Here is an 18157-nt window from a genome sequence, read left to right on the forward strand (position 1 = left end):
AGAGAGACATGAGCACGACAGTCATGAAGGTCAGAGGGCCTGCAGGAAGCGCGGTGTGACGCGATGCATATTGTCATCATGGGCTGCGGACGGGTGGGATCCGCCCTGGCCCAGAACCTGGAGCAACAGGGCCACACGGTCGCCGTGGTCGACCAGGACCCCACCGCCTTCCGCCGCCTGGGGTCGTCCTTCGGCGGCCGCCGGGTGACCGGGGTCGGCTTCGACCAGGACACCCTGCGCGAGGCGGGCATCGAGGAGGCCGGCGCCTTCGCGGCCGTCTCCAGCGGCGACAACTCCAACATCATCGCGGCGCGCGTCGCCCGCGAGATGTTCGGTATCGAGAACGTCGCCGCCCGCATCTACGACCCCCGGCGCGCCGAGGTCTACCAGCGCCTGGGCATCCCCACCGTCGCGACCGTCCGCTGGACGGCCGACCAGATGCTGCGCCGTCTGCTCCCCTCCGGAGCCGAGCCGCTGTGGCGCGATCCCACCGGCGGCGTCCAGCTCGCCGAGGTGCACACCTCCACCGCCTGGGTCGGCCACAAGATCAGCCGGCTCCAGGAGGAGACCGGCGTGCGCGTGGCGTTCCTGACCCGGCTCGGCGAGGCGGTCCTGCCCACCTCGCAGACGGTCTTGCAGGAGGGCGACCTGGTGCACGTGATGATGCGTACCGACGAGGTCGACACGGTCGAGGCGGCGTTCGCCAAGGGTCCCGAAGAGGAGGGCGGTCACTGATGAGGGTCGCCATTGCCGGAGCCGGCGCGGTCGGCCGCTCGATCGCGGCCGAACTGCTGGAGAACGGCCACGAGGTCCTGCTGATCGACAAGGCGCCGACCGCCATCTCGGTCGAACGCGTCCCGCAGGCCGAGTGGCTGCTCGCCGACGCCTGCGAGATCACGTCCCTGGACGAGGCGGCGCTCCAGCGCTGCAACGTCGTCATCGCCGCGACCGGTGACGACAAGGTGAACCTCGTCGTCTCGCTCCTGGCCAAGACGGAGTACGGCGTTCCGCGGGTGGTCGCCCGGGTGAACAACCCGAAGAACGAGTGGCTGTTCAACGAGTCCTGGGGCGTGGACGTCGCCGTCTCCACGCCGCGACTGATGTCGGCCCTGGTCGAGGAGGCGGTGAGCGTGGGCGATCTGGTCCGTCTGCTCCGCTTCAGCCACGGCGACGCCAACCTGGTCGAGCTGACCCTGCCGGAGGAGTCGGCCCTGGCCGGCACGCGGGTCGGGGCCGTCGAGTGGCCCGAGGACACGTCGCTGGTCACGATCATCCGCGGCACCCGCGTCCTGACCCCCTCCCGGGAGGACTCCCTGGAGGCGGGCGACGAACTCCTCTTCGTGGCCGCGCAGGCGCGTGAGGAGCAGCTGGAGGACCTGCTGTCCGTACGGCGGGACGGCGCGGGCAGCTGAGCGGGGCCCTGCGGGGCACACGGAAGGGGCGTCCTGGGTTCTCAGGACGCCCCTGTCTCTTGCTTCACTTATCGAGTCCGGCGCACATGCCGGGCACTACTCGCCCGGCCGGGCGGCAGCCTCCCGCTCCCTCTCCTCCGCCGCCTTCTCCTCCGCCTCCATCTCCGCGAACACGTCGATCGGCGCGGGCGCCTTCGCCAGGAACACCCAGGTCAGGTACACGGCGAGCAGGAACGGCGGGATCTTCAGAGCGACCAGGACCCAGCCCAGCTGCGTGGTGTCGGCCCACCAGTAGAGCGGGAAGAGGATCGCGCACTTGGCGAGCAGGATCGCGCCCCAGGCGTAGCTGGCCTTGGCGTACGCCTTCTTGCGGCCCGGGTTCCGCGTCCGCCAGGAGAGGTTCTCCTTGAAGACCGGGCCGAGGATCAGCCCGATCAGCGGAACACCGCACAGGGTCGTGATGATGTACGCCAGCCCGAGACCCAGCGTGTAGAGCATGCCGGGCAGGTAGAAGTCCTTGGCGTTGCCGGTCATCATCGCGAAGACGACGCCGAAGGCCACGCCGAAGACACCGCTGAAGGCGTGCTTGACGGTGTCCTTCATCACCAGCCGGACCACGACCAGCACCAGCGACACGGCCAGCGCCGCGATCGCCGACAGGTGCAGGTCCTTGTTGATCGTGTAGATGGTGACGAAGAGCAGGCCGGGCAGCACCGTCTCGATCATGCCCCGCAGGCCGCCGAACGCCTCGAACAGGGCCGCCTCGGTCACCGCCCGGGCGTCGTCCGCAGATGTCTCTTCGGTCGGCTTGTCGAGCGACGTCACCGGCTACTCCCGTCCGAGGGGTCTCAGTTCGTACTTGGGATTGAACAACACCCGGCGGCCCCTGCTCATCGAGACGCGGCCGGATGCGATCAGTTTGCGCCCCGGCTCTATGCCCACGATGGAGCGCCTGCCGAGCCACACCACGTCCAGCGCGGCGGAGCCGTCGAACAGCTCGGCCTCCAGGGCCGGGACTCCGGCGCGCGGTCGCAGGGTGACCGTGCGCAAGGTACCAGTAACCGTCACTATCTGGCGGTCCTGACAGTCTCCGATCCGGATACAGCCGGTGGTCTCGGAGTCCTCTCGCAGTTCCTCGGACTCCAGGTCCTCCTGCGACGAGGAAAGCCGGTCGAGCATGCGCCGGAACCGGCTCCCCGGCTTCTGCGAACGAGGAACAGCACTCATGACTAGAGCGTACCGGGGCGTCCTGACAGTCTCGAAGCCCTGTGGCGAGGACCCCATTTCTCGAACCGGCACCCCATCCGCGTCTCCGTGTGCTGCATCCGCCCGTGGACCGCCCCCGGGCCCCCGGCCGCACGGCTCACCTCTCGAAGCGATACCCCATGCCCGGCTCCGTGATGAAGTGCTTCGGATGCGAGGGGTCCGCCTCCAGCTTCCGCCGCAGCTGTGCCATGTACACGCGCAGATAGTTGGTCTCCGTCCCGTACGACGGCCCCCACACCTCCTGGAGCAGCTGCTTCTGTCCGACCAGGCGGCCCCCGTTGCGTACCAGGACCTCCAGCAGGTGCCACTCCGTGGGGGTCAGCCGTACGTCCTTCCCGGCCCGGTTGACCTTCTTCGCGGCCAGGTCGACGGTGAACTCGTCGGTCTCCACGATCACGTCGTCCTCGTCTCCTCCGGCCGGCTCGGCCCGGCGCACGGCGGCCCGCAGCCGGGCCAGCAGCTCGTCCATGCCGAACGGCTTGGTGACGTAGTCGTCGGCGCCCGCGTCCAGCGCCTCGACCTTCTCGTCGGAGGCGTGCCGGGCGGACAGCACCAGGATGGGCACCCGGGTCCAGCCGCGCAGGCCCCGGATCACCTCGACGCCCTCCATGTCGGGCAGTCCGAGGTCGAGGACGACCACGTCGGGGTGGCGCGCGGCGGCGAGCTGGAGGGCGGTGGCGCCGTCGTGAGCGGCGTCGACCTCGTACTTGCGTGCCTTGAGGTTGATCACGAGGGCGCGCACGATCTGCGGCTCGTCGTCGACCACCAGCACCCGGGTCATGAGGCCTGCCTCTCTGTTTCCGCCGGCTGGAGGGGCTCCGGGTGCGTTCCCGCAGCGCGGAGGGTGAGGACCATGGTGAGCCCGCCACCGGGTGTGTCCTCGGCGTCCAGGGTGCCCTCCATGGCTTCGGCGAAGCCGCGCGCCACGGCGAGGCCCAGGCCCACCCCGGCGCCGCGCGGGGCGTCGCCGTAGCGCTGGAACGGCTCGAATATGCGGTCCTTGGCCTCGTCGGGAACGCCCGGCCCCCGGTCGACCACCCGTACCTCGACCCGGTCGGCGAGCGCGCTGGCGGACACCAGCACGGGCGCGCCGGAGGGACTGTACTTGACGGCGTTCTCGATCAGGTTGGCCATCGCCCGCTCGAGCAGTCCCGGGTCCACACCGACCATGGGCAGGGTCTCCGGGACGTCCAGGTCGACGCTGTCCTCGGGTACGCCGCCCAGCGCCATCGGCACGACCTCGTCGAGGTCGATCTCCCGGATCAGCGGGGTGACGGTGCCGGTCTGGAGCCGGGACATGTCGAGCAGGTTCCCGACGAGGTGGTCGAGGCGGTCGGCGCCCTCCTCGATGCCCGCCAGCAACTCCGCCCGGTCCTCCTCGGACCACTCGACGTCCTCGGCGCGCAGGGAGGACACCGCCGCCTTGATGCCGGCGAGCGGGGTGCGCAGATCGTGACTGACGGCGGCCAGCAGCGCCGTGCGGATGCGGTTGCCCTCTTCGAGCGCCCTGGCCCGGTCGGCCTCCTCCTGGAGCCGGCGGCGGTCCAGGACGACGGCGGCCTGGGCGGCGAAGGCGGCCAGCACCCGGCGGTCCTCGGCGGGCAGGACGCGGCCCGTCAGCGCGAGCGCCATGTGGTCGCCGACCGGCACGTCCACGTCCGCCTGGTCGGGCCGCTCGACGGGGCCTCCCTGGCCGGCGCGGCCCGCGCAGGTCCACGGCTCGACGTCGCTCGCCCGCTCCAGCAGGGCCGCCGACTCCATGCCGAACGTCTCCCGGACCCGTTCCAGCAGGTCCTCCAGGCCGGTCTCGCCGCGCAGCACGTTGCCCGCCAGGAAGGAAAGGATCTCGGACTCCGCCCGCAGCCGGGCCGCCTGGTGGGTGCGTCGGGCGGCGAGGTCGACGACGGAGGCCACGGCCACGCCGACGGCCACGAAGATCACGATGGCGACGATGTTCTTCGGGTCGGCGATGGTCCACCGGTGCAGGGGCGGTGTGTAGAAGTAGTTCAGCAGCAGCGAGCCCACCGCCGCCGAGGCCAGCGCCGGGAACAGCCCGCCGAGCAGGGCCGCGGCCACCGTCAGCGCCAGGAAGAGCAGCATGTCGTTGGCGAGGCCGAGGTCGACCGTGCTGAGCAGCGCCGTCAGGACCGGGGGCCCCGCCACACCCACGACCCAGCCCCACACCCGCCGGGACCGCCCGAGGCGCGCGCCCCGGGCCACCGGCAGACCGCGGCCCTTGGCGACCTCCTCGTGGGTGACGATGTGCACGTCGAGGTCGGGGCCGGACTCCCGGGCGACGGTCGCTCCGACGCCGGGTCCGAAGACGTACTGCCAGGTCTTGCGGCGTGAGGAGCCCAGCACGATCTGGGTGGCGTTCACTCCGCGGGCGAAGGCGAGCAGGGCGGCCGGTATGTCGTCGCCGACGACGTGGTGGAAGGTGCCGCCGAGGTCTTCCACCAGGGTCCGTTGCTGGGCGAGTTCCTTGGGCGAGGCCGAGGTCAGTCCGTCGCTGCGGGCTATGTAGACGGCCAGCACCTCGCCGCCGGCGCCCTTCTCGGCCAGCCGAGCGCCCCGGCGGATCAGCGTCCGGCCCTCCGGGCCGCCGGTCAGCCCGACCACGATCCGCTCGCGGGAGCCCCAGATCTTCGAGACCCGGTGCTCGCTGCGGTACTGGGTGAGGTAGGCGTCGACCCGGTCGGCCACCCACAGCAGCGCCAGCTCGCGCAGTGCGGTCAGGTTGCCGGGCCGGAAGTAGTTCGACAGGGCGGCGTCGACCTTGTCGGGCCGGTAGATGTTGCCGTGGGCCATCCGCCGCCGCAGGGCTTCGGGCGACATGTCGACCAGCTCGACCTGGTCGGCCCGCCGCACCACCTCGTCCGGCAGGGTCTCCTGCTGCCGCACCCCGGTGATCGACTCGACGACGTCGCCGAGCGACTCCAGGTGCTGGATGTTGACGGTGGAGATCACGTCGATGCCGGCGGCGAGCAGTTCCTCCACGTCCTGCCAGCGCTTGGCGTTGCGTGAACCGGGGACGTTCGTGTGGGCGAGTTCGTCGACCAGGGCGACCTGTGGGCGGCGGGCGAGGACGGCGTCCAGGTCCATCTCGGGGAAGACACCGCCGCGGTACTCCAGCCGCCTGCGCGGCACCTGCTCCAGACCGTGCAGCATCACCTCGGTGCGCTGCCGGTCGTGGTGCTCGACGAAGGCCACCACACAGTCCGTGCCCCGCTCGACGCGGCGGTGCGCCTCGGAGAGCATCGCGTACGTCTTTCCGACGCCCGGTGCCGCACCGAGGTAGATCCGAAGCTTGCCGCGTCCCATGGCCTCATTGTCTTCCGGTCCGCTGATGGCGCAGCGTCGACCTTACGGCCAACAATCACGACACATAGGTGCCCGGCGCGGCTCAGGGGCCGTCTTGACGGAACTCTGACGCGCGCATGGGTACGCGACAAAGGGCCGCACCCCTCGGGATGCGGCCCTGATGTGCTGACGATGCTCAGCGGACCTCGGTGATCTCCGGTCCGCGCTGGAGCTGGCCCATTCCGCCGGCGAAGCGGGAGCCCTCCTCCTGCTGGACACCCTCGGGGACCATCTGTGCGTCGTTCGGCAGTTTCAGGACGATCGGGTCCCTGGGCGCCATGGGCCCCTCGCCACGGACCACGACCGTGTCCCGGAAGATCTGCTCGAGTACCCCGGCGGCCTGCGGCTGCACCGCGCCCTGGCCCGAGATGACCCCGCGCAGGAACCAGCGGGGGCCGTCCACACCGACGAACCGCACGACCTGGAAGCCGCTGGTGCCGTCCGGCAGCTGCACCGGCACCTGGGCCCGCAGCTCCCAGCCCAGCGGTCCCTCGACCTCGTCGACGATGCCGCCCTGCTGGGTGATGCCCGTGCCGATCTCCTCGCGCACCTCACCCCAGATGCCCTCACGCTTGGGCGCGGCGAAGCCCTGGAGCTGGATGGCGCTGTCCCCCAGCACGACCGTCGCCGCCACGATCGCGTCACCCGCGACCTCGACCCGCAGCTCCATGCCGTCGACGCCCGGCACGAACAGGCCGCCCAGGTCGACCCGGCCCTCGGCCGGGTCGCGCACCTCGGAGCTGTCCCAGGGCCCATCGGGCCGCGGCGCCGGCTCGAGCCTCAGGCGCTCGCCCTCACCGTCCGCCTCAGTGTCGACACCGTCGACGACCTGCTCGGCCTCGCCGGCCGCGTCCTCGGCGGCATCCCTCTTCTTGCGACGTCCGAACACGTCACTGTCCTTCCCGGTCGGATACGACCGAAGCGTATCGATTCCCACCCGTCTGACCGCCGAAGGCGGCCTGACCGCTTGTGCCGCTTATCCCGTCCACCGCGGCGTGGCCTCCGGTGGATCCGAAGCCCCCCTCGGCCCGCGCGGAGTCGGGAAGCTCCGCCACCTCCTGGAAGCGGACCCTCTCGACCTGCTGGACAACCAGTTGGGCAATCCGGTCGAAGCGCTCGAACCGCACGGTCTCGCGCGGGTCGAGATTCACCACGATCACCTTGATCTCCCCACGGTACCCGGCATCAACCGTCCCCGGGGCATTCACCAGGGCGACGCCGCAGCGGGCGGCGAGGCCGGATCGCGGGTGCACGAAGGCCGCGTACCCCTCCGGCAGAGCCACAGACACTCCCGTGGGCAGTACGGCCCGCTCCCCCGGGGCCAGTTGACACGCCTCCGTGGTGCGCAGATCGGCTCCCGCGTCACCGGGGTGCGCGTACGACGGAAGCGGCACCTCCGGGTCGACGCGCCGGATCAGCACGTCCACGGGGTGACGACTCTCGGGGCTGGTGGGAGTCATGGGGTCTTCCAGGCTCATGGGGCTGGCGGGGCTCGTGGTCGGAATGGGAGGCGGAGCGTCTTCCGGACGGCTTGAGGGGGCACCGCCGCTCGAGGCGCCCTCCGGGCTGGAGGGACTGCACGGGCTGGACGGGCTCCCCGGACTCAAGAGGCCTTTGCGGCTCTGGGGGTTCCCGGGGCTCACCAGGTCACTGTGGCTCGGAAGGCTCCCGGGGCACACGAGGTCACCGTGGCCCGGAAGGCTCCCGGGGCTCACGAGGTCACCGTGGCTCACAGGGTTCCCCGGGCTCGTGAGGCCGCCCGGACCCAAGAGGCCTTCCTCGCTCACGGGTTCACCTCGAACGCACGGGCGCGCCGGACCTGGTCCGGGTCGTTCATGGCGGCCTGGATCTCCTCGGGGCGGCCGTGGTCGACGAAGTGGTCGACCTTCACCTCGACGAACAGCGCGTCGGCGCGGACGGCGACCGGCCCGTCCGGACCGCCTACCCGTCCGGTGGCGGTCGAGAAGATCTTCCGCCCGGCCACCGCCGTCACCTCGGCCTCCAGGTACAGCGTGGTGCCGACGGGCACGGGCCGTATGAAGTCGGTCTCGAGCCGCCCGGTCACGGCGATCGTGCGCAGCAGCCAGTTCAGCGAGCCGAGGGTCTCGTCCAGGGCGCTGGCGAGCACGCCACCGTGTGCGAGGCCGGGGGCGCCCTGGTGGGCGGGCCGCACGGTGAACTCGGCGGTGAGCGACACTCCCTCGCCGGCCCTTGCCTCCAGACGCAGCCCGTGCGGCTGGTCGCCGCCACAGCCGAAACACTGGCCGTAGTGCGCGCCGAGGAGCTCACCGGGCGCCGGAGCGTCCGGGTGACGCGCCGGTGGCACGGCGTCGGCCGGAGGTCGAAGAGCTGGGGAAGTACCACTCACAGCCGCAGACCTTACCCGCGCGTCGGGCCGCCGCGGACACCGTGCCAAGCTTGGCTCCATGCAGCTCTCCGCAGCCCCGTACGACGAACGCCTCACCGCTCCCCGGTCCTGGTGGCTGATGTCGTTCCTCGTCGGGGTCTCCATGGCCCTGGTCCTGCTCCCCTTCGGCACGCTGCCGATGCTCGGCGGCCTGGCCGGGGGCACCGCGGTCGCGGCCGTCGCCGCGAGTTCGTACGGCTCGATCCGCATCCGCGTGGTGGGCGACTCCCTGATCGCGGGCGAGGCGAAGATCCCGGTGGCGGCGCTGGGCGAGGCGGAGGTGCTGGACGCGGAGGAGACCCGCGCCTGGCGCACCCACAAGGCCGACCCGCGCGCCTTCCTGCTGCTGCGCGCCTACATTCCCACAGCCCTGCGCGTGGAGGTCACGGACCCGGAAGACCCGACTCCGTACCTGTACCTCTCCACGCGCGAGCCGGAGCGCCTGGCGGAGGCGCTAAGGGCGGCGAAAGCCGCGTAGCACATCTGCGCGGGATTTCACCCGTCGTCCTCGCGGCGCCCGAGGGGGTCGTGGGTGATCTCGCCCATCTCCAGGGCGTGGGCAGGGCGTTCCAGGGCGGGAAGCGCCTCGAGGGCGTCCCAGGGGACCTGGATCTTGCGCAGGTCCTCGCGGATCCGGGCGGCGAGCTTTCTGGTCTCACTGCGGTTCATGGCCGCCCCGACGGCGGCCCCCACCAGGAAGGGGATCAGGTTCGGCATGTTGCGGATCATCCGCTTCGTGATCCGCTGCCGCAGCTCGCGCTTCATACGGCTGTTCAGCGCGGTGGTCACGGTCGACGGCTTGGTCGCGTCGATGCCGCGCTCGCCCGACCACGAGTCGAGGTACGCGGTGCTGCGCTGCTTGAGGTTGCCGGGCGGTCGTGCGCCGTAGACCTCGTGGAGTTCGGCGATCAGCTTCAGCTCGATCGCGGCGACTGCGGTGATCTCGGCGGCGAGTTCCGTCGGCATCGCGGGCGGTACGGGGAGCATCGCCGCCGCGCCGACACCGGCTCCGACCGTCGCCGTCGCCGTCGCCGCGCCCGCGACGAGCTTGTCCGCGAGCTCTTCGGGCCCCAGTCCCGGGAACTGCCTGCGGAGGGTCGCCAGGTCCCTCACGGGGACCCGCGGGGCCAGTTCGATGATCCGGTCGGCGAGGTGCGCGAGTGCGGCGCGGGCCCGCACCGATCCCTTGCGGGCGCCGTCCCTGGCCCGTTCCCGGAACGTCCCCGCCGCCCGCCGGGTGACAGGTGCGGGGAGGTCCACGGAGGCCGGGTGGTCACCCCGGTCCGCTGCAGGTTCGAGCGAGGCCGCCCCCGTACCGGTTGGGCCTCGCTCGTCGTCGCGCACGCCGTACCGCGGGCCGTCGATCGGCCCTTCGTCCGCCTTCCGCCTGGAGAAGGGGCGCTTCCAGGGAGGGGTCGAGCCAGTCACGGCCGACCCCTCCTCAGTCGCAGTCGCGGCAGATCGGCTGGCCGTTCTTCTCCCGGGCCAGCTGGCTGCGGTGGTGCACCAGGAAGCAGCTCATGCAGGTGAACTCGTCCTGCTGCTTCGGGAGCACCCGGACGGCCAGCTCCTCGTTCGAAAGGTCGGCGCCGGGCAGCTCAAGGCCCTCGGCGGCCTCGAACTCGTCGACGTCCACGGCGGATGCCGACTTGTCGTTTCGACGAGCCTTCAGCTCTTCGAGGCTGTCCGAGTCGACGTCGTCGTCGGTCTTGCGTGGAGTGTCGTAATCGGTTGCCATGTCGCTCTCCCCCTCTGGGTGTCTGCGGTGTCTCCAGCGCACTAACGCGTGAGAGGCCGGACTTGTGCCCGACCTGAGGCGGAGATTTTGCCTCACATCAAGGTCTGTTACTCAATCGACACCCAACCGGACTCCTCATGAGTGATCGGCTTGGATGGCGAAGGGGACCGTACACGGTCCGAATGCCCCGCGCCAAAGGCGTCTCACCGTGTACTTCCCGTGATCAAGACCCTCGAAAACCGGGATTTTCCCGGCTTTCCGACAGGGTGCATGATCACGGAGAGTAGATGGCCGGAAAGTCGCCTCTGTGATCGATCACACACGGTGCACGCGCGGTGAAGTCTCAAAAATTCCGCGCAAAGCGAACATCCCCGTGAGCCCCGAGTTGATCGGCGCCATGATCTCAGATGGGCAGCGCGACCCGCATCACGAGCCCACCCCCTTCGCGGGGCTGGGCATAGATGTGCCCGCCGTGCGCCCGGGCCACGGACCGGACGATGGACAGACCCAGTCCCACGCCCTTGTCGCTGCCCGTACGCTCCGTGCGCAGCCGCCGGAACGGCTCGAAGAGGTTGTCGATCTCGTACGCCGGCACCACCGGGCCCGTGTTGGAGACGACCAGGACGGCCTGGCCGTGCTGGACGTCGGTGGTGACCTCGACCCAGCCGTCCTCGGGGATGTTGTAGCGCACGGCGTTCTGCACCAGGTTCAGCGCGATCCGCTCCAGCAGCACCCCGTTGCCCTGGACGACCGCGGGCTTCTGCTCGCCGCGGATCGTCACGCCCTTGCTCTCGGCCTCCGCGTGCACCTGGTCGACGGCCTGCCCCGCGACCTCGGCGAGGTCCACCGGCCCGCGCTCGACGATCTGGTTGTCGCTGCGGGCCAGCAGCAGCAGGCCCTCCACGAGCTGCTCGCTGCGCTCGTTGGTGGCCAGCAGCGTCTTGCCGAGCTGCTGGAGCTCCACGGGCGCGTTCGGATCGGACAGGTGCACCTCGAGGAGCGTGCGATTGATCGCCAGCGGCGTTCTCAGCTCGTGCGAGGCGTTGCCGACGAAGCGCTGCTGGGCGGTGAAGGCACGTTGGAGCCGCTCCAGCATGTCGTCGAAGGTGTCCGCGAGCTCCTTCAGCTCGTCGTCAGGGCCGTCCAGCTCGATCCGGCGGGACAGGTCGGAGCCCGCCACCGTGCGTGCGGTGCGGGTGATCCGGCCCAGCGGGGACAGGACGCGGCCGGCCATGGCGTAGCCGAAGGCGAAGGCGATGACCGCCAGGCCCAGCAGGGCCAGGAGCGAGCGGCTGAGCAGGTTGTCCAGGGCGTGCTGGCGCTGATCGTTGACGCACTGGTTCATCGCGTTGTTGAACTCGCTGGGCGAGGCCTGGTCGGGCAGGTTGCAGATGTCACTGACGACCTTGCCCTCGACGATCTTGAACGGCAGCTCGCTGCCCACGTTCAGGGCCTGCGCGGCCAGCAGGTAGATGATCGACAGCAGCAGGATGCCGGCGATCAGGAACATGCCGCCGTACAGCAGCGTGAGCCGTATCCGGATGGTCGGGCGCAGCCAGGGGAAGGGCGGCGCGGGCCTCCTGGGGTCCCAGGTGGGCTTCGGGGGTGCCTGCGGAGGCGCGGGTGTCGCGGCCACGGGATCAGATCCGGTAGCCGGAGCCGGGCACGGTGACGATCACGGGCGGCTCGCCGAGCTTGCGGCGCAGAGTCATGACCGTCACCCGCACGACGTTCGTGAACGGGTCGGTGTTCTCGTCCCAGGCCTTCTCCAGAAGCTGCTCCGCGGAGACGACGGCTCCCTCGCTGCGCATCAGCACTTCCAGAACGGCGAACTCCTTGGGGGCGAGCTGCACCTCCTTGCCGTCGCGGAAGACCTCGCGGCGGTTGGGGTCGAGCTTGATCCCGGCGCGCTCCAGGACGGGCGGCAGGGGCACACTGGTGCGCCGGCCGAGGGCGCGCACACGCGCGATGAGCTCGCTGAACGCGAACGGCTTGGGCAGATAGTCGTCGGCCCCGATCTCCAGGCCCTCGACACGGTCGCTGACGTCGCCGGAGGCCGTGAGCATCAGCACACGCGTGGGCATACCGAGCTCGACGATCTTGCGACAGACGTCGTCGCCGTGCACGAGCGGGAGGTCGCGGTCGAGGACGACCACGTCGTAGTCGTTGACGCCGATGCGCTCGAGGGCGGCCGCACCGTCGTACACGACGTCGACGGCCATGGCCTCCCGGCGCAGTCCGGTGGCCACCGCATCGGCGAGCAGTTGCTCGTCCTCGACGACGAGTACGCGCACGTCCCTGGTCCTTCCTGATGTCCACCCGCACGGCCCTCGACGGGCACACGCGGGCAGGGGTCTTCGGCAGTGTGTTGGTGTTGCCCTCCATCCTGCCCTTTTCGGCCATAAGTCGGAGGTAAGGCGGGTGAGGGGGCCGTGACCGCGGGAGGGAATACGAGATTTTCTCCTCCGGTTAGGTTTCCTCGGAAGGGAGCTTGGGGAGGACGGCTTTACATCCCACGATCACACTCTGCTGGTACCGCACCACCATGCGGTGCGCATCAATCCGCTTCCGCAGAGCGGACGTGGGTGTCCGGCACCGTCGCCGCCCAGCCGAGCGGCGCTGGGCATCCACCGGAGACGTGATCGTCCCTTCCGAACGGCACACCCCCGTGCCATCGACCCACGACCCAGGACGAGGGGGCGCAGCATGGACGCATTCACCGCAGGACTTCTGCAGCGCATAAGGGCGACCGAGTCCGATCTGACCCGGGCCCGGGACGACGGCGACGACTTCCTCGTCGAGGTGGAGCAGGGTGAGCTCGACGACCTGCGCCGTCTCGCGGCCGAGCACGGTGTGGAAGTCGGCGCGTCGAGCGTCTGATCAAGCCGTACGGAGCGGGCCCCGGCGAATCCAGCGCCGGGGCCCGCTTCGTGCGTTAGCACGCGGTGCGAAGGGCCTCAGTCGTGCCAGGCGCCGAAGTCCTCCAGGAGGCGCTGGAGGGGTTCGAAGACGCCAGGGGTGGCCGCCACCGTCAGATCGCCCGACGGGCGCTCCCCGGGGCGTCCACCGGTCAGCGCGCCCGCCTCACGGGCGATCAGGTCGCCCGCCGCGAGGTCCCAGGCGTGCAGGCCGCGCTCGTAGTAGCCGTCGAGGCGCCCCGCGGCCAGGTCGCACAGGTCGACCGCGGCCGACCCGCCGCGGCGGATGTCGCGCAGCCGCGGGATCAGCCGCTGGGCGACCTCGGCCTGGTGGGCGCGGACCTCGGCGACGTAGTTGAAGCCCGTCGAGACCAGCGCCTGGTCCAGGGGCGGCGCGGGACGGCAGGCCAGCCTGCGCTCGCCGTCCCAGGCCCCGGTGGCCCAGGCACCCCCGCCGAGCACCGCGTGGAACGTCTCCGCGCGCATCGGGGCCGTGACGACCCCGACGACGGTCTCGCCGTCCTGCTCGGCGGCGATGGAGACGGCCCAGGTGGGCAGCCCGTACAGGTAGTTCACCGTGCCGTCGAGCGGATCGATCACCCAACGGACACCGCTCGTGCCCTCGGTGGAGGCGCCCTCCTCGCCGAGGATGCCGTCGTCCGGGCGGCGCTCGGCGATCAGGCCGGTGATCAGCTTCTCCGCCGCGATGTCCATCTCCGTCACGACGTCGATGGGGCTGGACTTGGTCGCGGCGACCGCCAGGTCGGCCGGGCGCCCGTCCCGCAGCAACGCTCCCGCGCGCCGGGCGGCCTCCTGGGCGAGTTCGAGCAGTTCGATGTGCAGGGGGTCGGTCACAGGGCTCCTCACGCGTAGGGGCTGTCGGCGCCCGCGGCGGCGGGCCGGGGGGCGCGGGCCGGGCAGCAGCCGACCGGGCAGAGGTGGTGGCTCGCCCCGAGGGAGCCCAGGGCGCACGGTGTGACCTCCTGCCCGCGCTCGACGGCTGCGCGCTCCACCACGAGCTCGCGGACCACCGCGGCGAACCTGGGGTCGGCGCCGACCGTGGCCGAGCGGCGCATCGGCAGCCCCAGCTCCTCGGCCTTGGCCTTCGCCTCCGTGTCGAGGTCGTACAGGACCTCCATGTGGTCGGAGACGAACCCGATGGGCGCGATCACCACGGCCGGAACGCCCGCCGCGTTCCGCTCCTCCAGGTGGTCGCAGATGTCCGGCTCCAGCCACGGGATGTGCGGGGCGCCCGAGCGGGACTGGTAGACGAGCTGCCAGGGGTGGTCGACGCCGGTGCGCTCCCGGACGGCGTCCGCGATCAGCCGCGCCACGTCCAGGTGCTGCCTGACGTACGCGCCGCCGTCCCCGTGGTCCTCGACGGTCCCGGAGGTGTCGGCGGAGGCCGTCGGGATCGAGTGCGTCGAGAAGGCGATGTGCGCCCCGTCCCGGACGTCCTCGTCGAGCTCGGCGAGGGACCGGATCACCCCGTCGATCATGGGCTCGAGGAAACCCGGGTGGTTGAAGTAGTGCCGCAGCTTGTCGATCTTCGGCAGCTCCAGGCCCTCGGCTTCCAGGGTGGCGAGCGCGTCGGCGAGGTTCTCGCGGTACTGGCGGCAGCCCGAGTACGAGGCGTACGCGCTGGTGGCGAGGACCAGGACGCGGCGGCGGCCGTCACGGACCATCTCGCGCAGCGTGTCCGTCAGGTACGGCGCCCAGTTGCGGTTGCCCCAGTAGACCGGCAGGTCCAGACCATGGTCGGCGAAGTCCTTGCGCAGGGCGTCCAGCAGGGCGCGGTTCTGGTCGTTGATGGGGCTGACCCCGCCGAACAGGAAGTAGTGCTGCCCGACTTCCTTGAGGCGCTCCTTGGGGATGCCGCGCCCGCGCGTCACGTTCTCCAGGAACGGGACCACGTCGTCCGGGCCTTCCGGGCCGCCGAAGGAGAGCAGGAGCAGGGCGTCGTAGGGGGTGGCATCGCGCGCGTCTGGCATGAGTCGATCCTGCCACCCCGCACTGACAGCCGGGAAACGACGGGTGACGCCTGCGCGGCGGCCGGCCCGGGCCGGTGCGGGACTGAGCCGGACCGGTGCGTGGGAGCGCTCTGAGCCGTAAGCTGTCTCGACTGCGTTCGCAGCTTACGAGCCTTTCGGAGACCCCGTTGCCCAGCCCCTACCGCGCCCTGTTCACCGCCCCCGGCTCCAAGGGCTTTTCCGCTGCGGGTTTCCTGGGTCGCATCCCGGTGTCGATGATGGGCATCGGCGTGGTCACGATGGTCTCCCAGCTCACCGGGCGGTACGGCCTGGCCGGTGCCCTGTCGGCGACCATCGCGCTGTCCGCGGCGGTGGCCGGACCGCAGGTCTCGCGGCTGGTGGACCAGTACGGGCAGCGGCGGGTGCTGCGGCCGGCGACGCTGCTCGCGCTGACCGCGGCGGCGGTTCTGCTGTGCGCGGCGCACTACCGGTGGCCGGACTGGGTGCTGTTCGTGGCGTGCGTCGGCATCGGCTGCGTCCCCAGCGTCGGCGCGATGATCCGGGCCCGCTGGGCCGCCCTGTACCGGGGCACTCCGCAACTGCACACCGCGTACTCCTTCGAGTCCGTGGTGGACGAGATCTGCTTCGTCTTCGGACCGATCATCTCCATCGGCCTGTCCACGGCCTGGTTCCCGGAGGCCGGTCCGCTGCTCGCCGCGTGCTTCCTGGCGGTCGGCGTCTTCTGGCTGACCGCGCAGCGCGCCACCGAGCCCGAGCCGCACCCGCGCGAGCGGCACGGCGGCGGCACGGCGATGCGCTCGGGCGGCCTTCAGGTCCTGGTGGCGACCTTCGTGGCGACCGGGGCGATCTTCGGGGCGGTCGACGTGGTCACCGTGGCCTTCGCCGACGAGGAGGGGCACAAGGCCGCGGCGAGCATCGTCCTCGCGCTGTACGCGGCGGGTTCCTGCGTCGCGGGGATGGTCTTCGGGCTGCTGCGCTTCGCCGGGGCGCCGGAACGCCGGTGGCTGCTGGGCGTGTGTGCCATGGCCGTGAGTATGATCCCCCTCCTACTGGTCGGAAACTTGCCGTCTCTGGCCGTGGCGCTCTTCGTCGCGGGTCTGTCCATCGCTCCCACGATGATCACGACGATGTCCCTCATCGAAGAGCACGTACCACGCGCGCAGCTCACCGAGGGCATGACCTGGGTGAGCACCGGGCTCGCGGCGGGAGTCGCGCTCGGCTCCTCCGCGGCCGGCTGGGTGATCGACGCGGCCGGGGCGCGTGCCGGGTACGGGGTTCCGGTGGTGGCCGGTGCCGTCGCGGTCGCGGTGGGTTTCCTCGGGTTCCGCCGGCTCAAGCGGCCGGCACCGGGTCGGGGAGGCTCCGTTGAGCAGCACAGCGAACGGAAAGAACGGCACGTGGCGTAACTGGGGCGGCAACGTCTCCGCGCGTCCCGCGCGGGAGGTCACCCCGGCCTCCGTCGACGAGCTGGCCGCCGCCGTGCGGCGGGCCGCCGAGGACGGCCTCAGGGTGAAGGCCGTCGGCAGCGGGCACTCCTTCACGTCCATAGCCGCGACGGACGGTGTGCTGATCCGTCCTCAGCTGCTGACCGGCATACGCGACATCGACCGCGAGGCCATGACCGTCACGGTGGAGGCCGGCACTCCGCTCAAGAGGCTCAACATGGCCCTCGCGCGTGAGGGACTGTCGCTGACGAACATGGGCGACATCATGGAGCAGACGGCCTCCGGAGCCACCAGCACCGGCACGCACGGCACGGGCCGCGACTCCGCCTCGATCGCCGCCCAGATCAAGGGACTGGAACTGGTCACCGCCGACGGCTCCGTCCTGAACTGCTCCGAGAAGGAGAACCCGGAGGTCTTCGCCGCCGCCCGGATCGGCCTCGGCGCCCTGGGCATCGTCACGGCGATCACCTTCGCCGTCGAGCCGGTCTTCCTGCTGACGGCCCGCGAGGAGCCGATGCCGTTGGACAGGGTCCTCTCCGGCTTCGAGGAACTGTGGGCCGAGAACGAGCACTTCGAGTTCTACTGGTTCCCCCACACCGGCAGCACCAACACCAAGCGCAACAACCGCAGCGCGGGCCCGGAGAAGCCGGTACCGCAGCTTCAGGGCTGGTTCGAGGACGAGTTCCTCTCCAACGGGGTCTTCCAGGTGGCCAACTGGGTCGGCCGCGCGGTGCCCGCGACGATCCCCGCGATCGCGCAGATCTCCAGCAAGGCGCTGTCCGCGCGGACGTACACCGACATTCCTTACAAGGTCTTCACGTCGCCGCGCCGGGTGCGTTTCGTGGAGATGGAGTACGCCGTTCCGCGCGCGGCCGTCGTCGAGGCGCTGCGCGAGCTGAAGGCCATGGTCGACCGCTCCGGCCTGCGGGTCAGCTTCCCCGTGGAGGTGCGCACCGCCCCGGCCGACGACATCACGCTGTCCACCGCCTCCGGCCGCGACAGCGCGTACATCGCCGTCCACATGTTCCAGGGCACGCCGTACCAGCGATACTTCACCGCGGCGGAACGGATATTCACGGCACACGAGGGACGCCCGCACTGGGGCAAGATGCACACACGGGACGCCGAGTACTTCTCCCGGGTGTATCCGCGCTTCGCCGAGTTCACCGCGCTGCGGGACCGCCTCGACCCTGATCGGCGGTTCCAGAACGACTACTTGCGGAGGGTTCTGGGGGCGTAGGTGACGCGCGAGGGGTTGTGTTCTCCTCGGTTCACTCCCCTCGGGGCCGGTTCCGGACCAGCCGTTGACCGCCTCCTCGCCATCGCGCCGCGTTTCTCGTGATTACGTGAACTTCCCCACGTTCAAGATCACGGAAGTCGGGAACGGGGCGGCCGAGTCGCCCCCTTGCCAAAAGATTGGACGGCGTGCCAATCCACGCACGTGGCCCAAATGGAGTACTGTGGCGAGCCCTGGGCCCGGTCTCCCATCAGGGTGTACGGGGCCTTTAAGGACCGCCGGGAGGGGGCTAGTTGCACAGGGTGACAGAGTTCGTCACTTAGCGTTGCGAATAGGTAACCGTGCCATAACGGCGATCCAGGGCCCGTGCCCGACACGCCGGG

The 18157-nt window shown here is 70.8% G+C and carries 19 protein-coding genes; 6 read left to right on the forward strand and 13 right to left on the reverse strand.

Annotated features, from left to right (window positions below):
* The first annotated feature begins 63 nt into the window (after positions 1-63).
* Both IE97_RS0110030 and IE97_RS0110035 read left to right on the forward strand, forming a co-directional pair.
* Complete coding sequence (locus IE97_RS0110030) at positions 64-735, forward strand: potassium channel family protein (RefSeq protein ID WP_030235130.1); 672 nt, start codon at positions 64-66, stop codon at positions 733-735.
* Positions 735-1412 (forward strand): potassium channel family protein, encoded by a 678-nt coding sequence (locus tag IE97_RS0110035; RefSeq protein ID WP_030235133.1) that lies wholly within the window; start codon positions 735-737, stop codon positions 1410-1412. The genes IE97_RS0110030 and IE97_RS0110035 overlap by 1 nt, the downstream gene beginning before the upstream one ends.
* A 96-nt stretch (positions 1413-1508) precedes the next feature.
* Here the strand turns inward: IE97_RS0110035 and IE97_RS0110040 are convergent, their stop codons facing one another.
* The 7 genes from IE97_RS0110040 to IE97_RS0110070 all read right to left on the reverse strand — a co-directional run bounded on the left by IE97_RS0110040 (position 1509) and on the right by IE97_RS0110070 (position 8406).
* Positions 1509-2237, reverse strand: a complete 729-nt coding sequence (locus IE97_RS0110040; protein WP_030235137.1) for a DUF3159 domain-containing protein — start codon at positions 2235-2237, stop codon at positions 1509-1511.
* 3 nt (positions 2238-2240) lie between these two features.
* The gene (locus IE97_RS0110045; RefSeq protein WP_078603166.1) at positions 2241-2639 is read right to left on the reverse strand and encodes an OB-fold nucleic acid binding domain-containing protein; all 399 of its coding nucleotides are present in this window, start codon (positions 2637-2639) and stop codon (positions 2241-2243) included.
* A 136-nt stretch (positions 2640-2775) separates the two neighbouring features.
* A complete protein-coding gene (locus tag IE97_RS0110050) occupies positions 2776-3459 on the reverse strand; it encodes a response regulator (RefSeq protein WP_030235143.1) in 684 nt (227 codons plus the stop codon).
* Positions 3456-5999 carry a sensor histidine kinase gene (locus tag IE97_RS0110055; RefSeq protein ID WP_030235146.1) on the reverse strand — a complete coding sequence of 848 codons (2544 nt, stop codon included), beginning with the start codon at positions 5997-5999 and terminating at the stop codon, positions 3456-3458. The genes IE97_RS0110050 and IE97_RS0110055 overlap by 4 nt, the downstream gene beginning before the upstream one ends.
* A 175-nt stretch (positions 6000-6174) precedes the next feature.
* Positions 6175-6927 carry a DUF3710 domain-containing protein gene (locus IE97_RS0110060; RefSeq protein ID WP_030235150.1) on the reverse strand — a complete coding sequence of 251 codons (753 nt, stop codon included), beginning with the start codon at positions 6925-6927 and terminating at the stop codon, positions 6175-6177.
* Position 6928: 1 nt separating this feature from the next.
* Entirely contained in the window at positions 6929-7498 is a 570-nt protein-coding gene (gene dut, locus IE97_RS0110065; RefSeq protein WP_030235152.1) for a dUTP diphosphatase, read from the reverse strand.
* 323 nt (positions 7499-7821) lie between these two features.
* Positions 7822-8406 carry a PaaI family thioesterase gene (locus tag IE97_RS0110070; protein WP_030235155.1) on the reverse strand — a complete coding sequence of 195 codons (585 nt, stop codon included), beginning with the start codon at positions 8404-8406 and terminating at the stop codon, positions 7822-7824.
* A 58-nt stretch (positions 8407-8464) separates the two neighbouring features.
* On the opposite strand from IE97_RS0110070, the gene IE97_RS0110075 reads away from it, so the two are divergent.
* A complete protein-coding gene (locus tag IE97_RS0110075; protein ID WP_030235158.1) occupies positions 8465-8923 on the forward strand; it encodes a DUF3093 domain-containing protein in 459 nt (152 codons plus the stop codon).
* Positions 8924-8940: 17 nt separating this feature from the next.
* Here IE97_RS0110075 and IE97_RS0110080 read toward each other — a convergent pair whose 3' ends face one another.
* The 4 genes from IE97_RS0110080 to IE97_RS0110095 form a co-directional block, all read right to left on the reverse strand.
* Positions 8941-9873: a hypothetical protein gene (locus tag IE97_RS0110080; RefSeq protein ID WP_037836537.1), complete on the reverse strand. Its 933-nt coding sequence runs from the start codon at positions 9871-9873 to the stop codon at positions 8941-8943.
* A gap of 13 nt (positions 9874-9886) precedes the next feature.
* Positions 9887-10183, reverse strand: a complete 297-nt coding sequence (locus tag IE97_RS0110085) for a DUF4193 domain-containing protein (protein ID WP_003993510.1) — start codon at positions 10181-10183, stop codon at positions 9887-9889.
* A gap of 403 nt (positions 10184-10586) precedes the next feature.
* On the reverse strand, positions 10587-11819 hold the full coding sequence (locus tag IE97_RS0110090; protein WP_030235164.1) for a sensor histidine kinase: 1233 nt from the start codon (positions 11817-11819) through the stop codon (positions 10587-10589).
* Between the two features lie 4 nt (positions 11820-11823).
* Positions 11824-12477: a response regulator transcription factor gene (locus IE97_RS0110095; protein ID WP_003993508.1), complete on the reverse strand. Its 654-nt coding sequence runs from the start codon at positions 12475-12477 to the stop codon at positions 11824-11826.
* A gap of 412 nt (positions 12478-12889) precedes the next feature.
* Here IE97_RS0110095 and IE97_RS42460 point away from each other — a divergent pair, with 412 nt between their 5' ends.
* A complete protein-coding gene (locus tag IE97_RS42460) occupies positions 12890-13063 on the forward strand; it encodes a hypothetical protein (RefSeq protein ID WP_199807004.1) in 174 nt (57 codons plus the stop codon).
* 77 nt (positions 13064-13140) lie between these two features.
* On the opposite strand, the gene IE97_RS0110105 is transcribed toward IE97_RS42460, so the two are convergent.
* Positions 13141-13956: an inositol monophosphatase family protein gene (locus IE97_RS0110105; protein ID WP_030235167.1), complete on the reverse strand. Its 816-nt coding sequence runs from the start codon at positions 13954-13956 to the stop codon at positions 13141-13143.
* Positions 13957-13964: 8 nt separating this feature from the next.
* Positions 13965-15092, reverse strand: a complete 1128-nt coding sequence (locus IE97_RS0110110) for a ferrochelatase (RefSeq protein ID WP_030235169.1) — start codon at positions 15090-15092, stop codon at positions 13965-13967.
* A 167-nt stretch (positions 15093-15259) separates the two neighbouring features.
* On the opposite strand from IE97_RS0110110, the gene IE97_RS0110115 reads away from it, so the two are divergent.
* Both IE97_RS0110115 and IE97_RS0110120 read left to right on the forward strand, forming a co-directional pair.
* Positions 15260-16498, forward strand: coding sequence for an MFS transporter (locus IE97_RS0110115; protein WP_030235171.1), 1239 nt, complete (start codon positions 15260-15262; stop codon positions 16496-16498).
* The gene (locus tag IE97_RS0110120; protein ID WP_030235173.1) at positions 16458-17777 is read left to right on the forward strand and encodes a D-arabinono-1,4-lactone oxidase; all 1320 of its coding nucleotides are present in this window, start codon (positions 16458-16460) and stop codon (positions 17775-17777) included. Before IE97_RS0110115 ends, IE97_RS0110120 begins: the two co-directional genes overlap by 41 nt.
* Positions 17778-18157: the final 380 nt, after the last annotated feature.

Origin of the sequence: Streptomyces sp. NRRL S-455, from assembly GCF_000717875.1 — a bacterium.
Classification (GTDB): domain Bacteria; phylum Actinomycetota; class Actinomycetes; order Streptomycetales; family Streptomycetaceae; genus Streptomyces.

Bases quoted from the DNA above. Each gene is read 5' to 3' on its own strand.
- dut (WP_030235152.1), bottom strand. From the start codon at position 7,498: ATGACTCCCACCAGCCCCGAGAGTCGTCACCCCGTGGACGTGCTGATC.
- IE97_RS0110035 (WP_030235133.1), top strand. From the start codon at position 735: ATGAGGGTCGCCATTGCCGGAGCCGGCGCGGTCGGCCGCTCGATCGCG.
- IE97_RS0110075 (WP_030235158.1), top strand. From the start codon at position 8,465: ATGCAGCTCTCCGCAGCCCCGTACGACGAACGCCTCACCGCTCCCCGG.
- IE97_RS0110045 (WP_078603166.1), bottom strand. From the start codon at position 2,639: ATGAGTGCTGTTCCTCGTTCGCAGAAGCCGGGGAGCCGGTTCCGGCGC.
- IE97_RS0110110 (WP_030235169.1), bottom strand. From the start codon at position 15,092: ATGCCAGACGCGCGCGATGCCACCCCCTACGACGCCCTGCTCCTGCTC.
- IE97_RS0110030 (WP_030235130.1), top strand. From the start codon at position 64: ATGCATATTGTCATCATGGGCTGCGGACGGGTGGGATCCGCCCTGGCC.
- IE97_RS42460 (WP_199807004.1), top strand. From the start codon at position 12,890: ATGGACGCATTCACCGCAGGACTTCTGCAGCGCATAAGGGCGACCGAG.
- IE97_RS0110085 (WP_003993510.1), bottom strand. From the start codon at position 10,183: ATGGCAACCGATTACGACACTCCACGCAAGACCGACGACGACGTCGAC.
- IE97_RS0110055 (WP_030235146.1), bottom strand. From the start codon at position 5,999: ATGGGACGCGGCAAGCTTCGGATCTACCTCGGTGCGGCACCGGGCGTC.
- IE97_RS0110050 (WP_030235143.1), bottom strand. From the start codon at position 3,459: ATGACCCGGGTGCTGGTGGTCGACGACGAGCCGCAGATCGTGCGCGCC.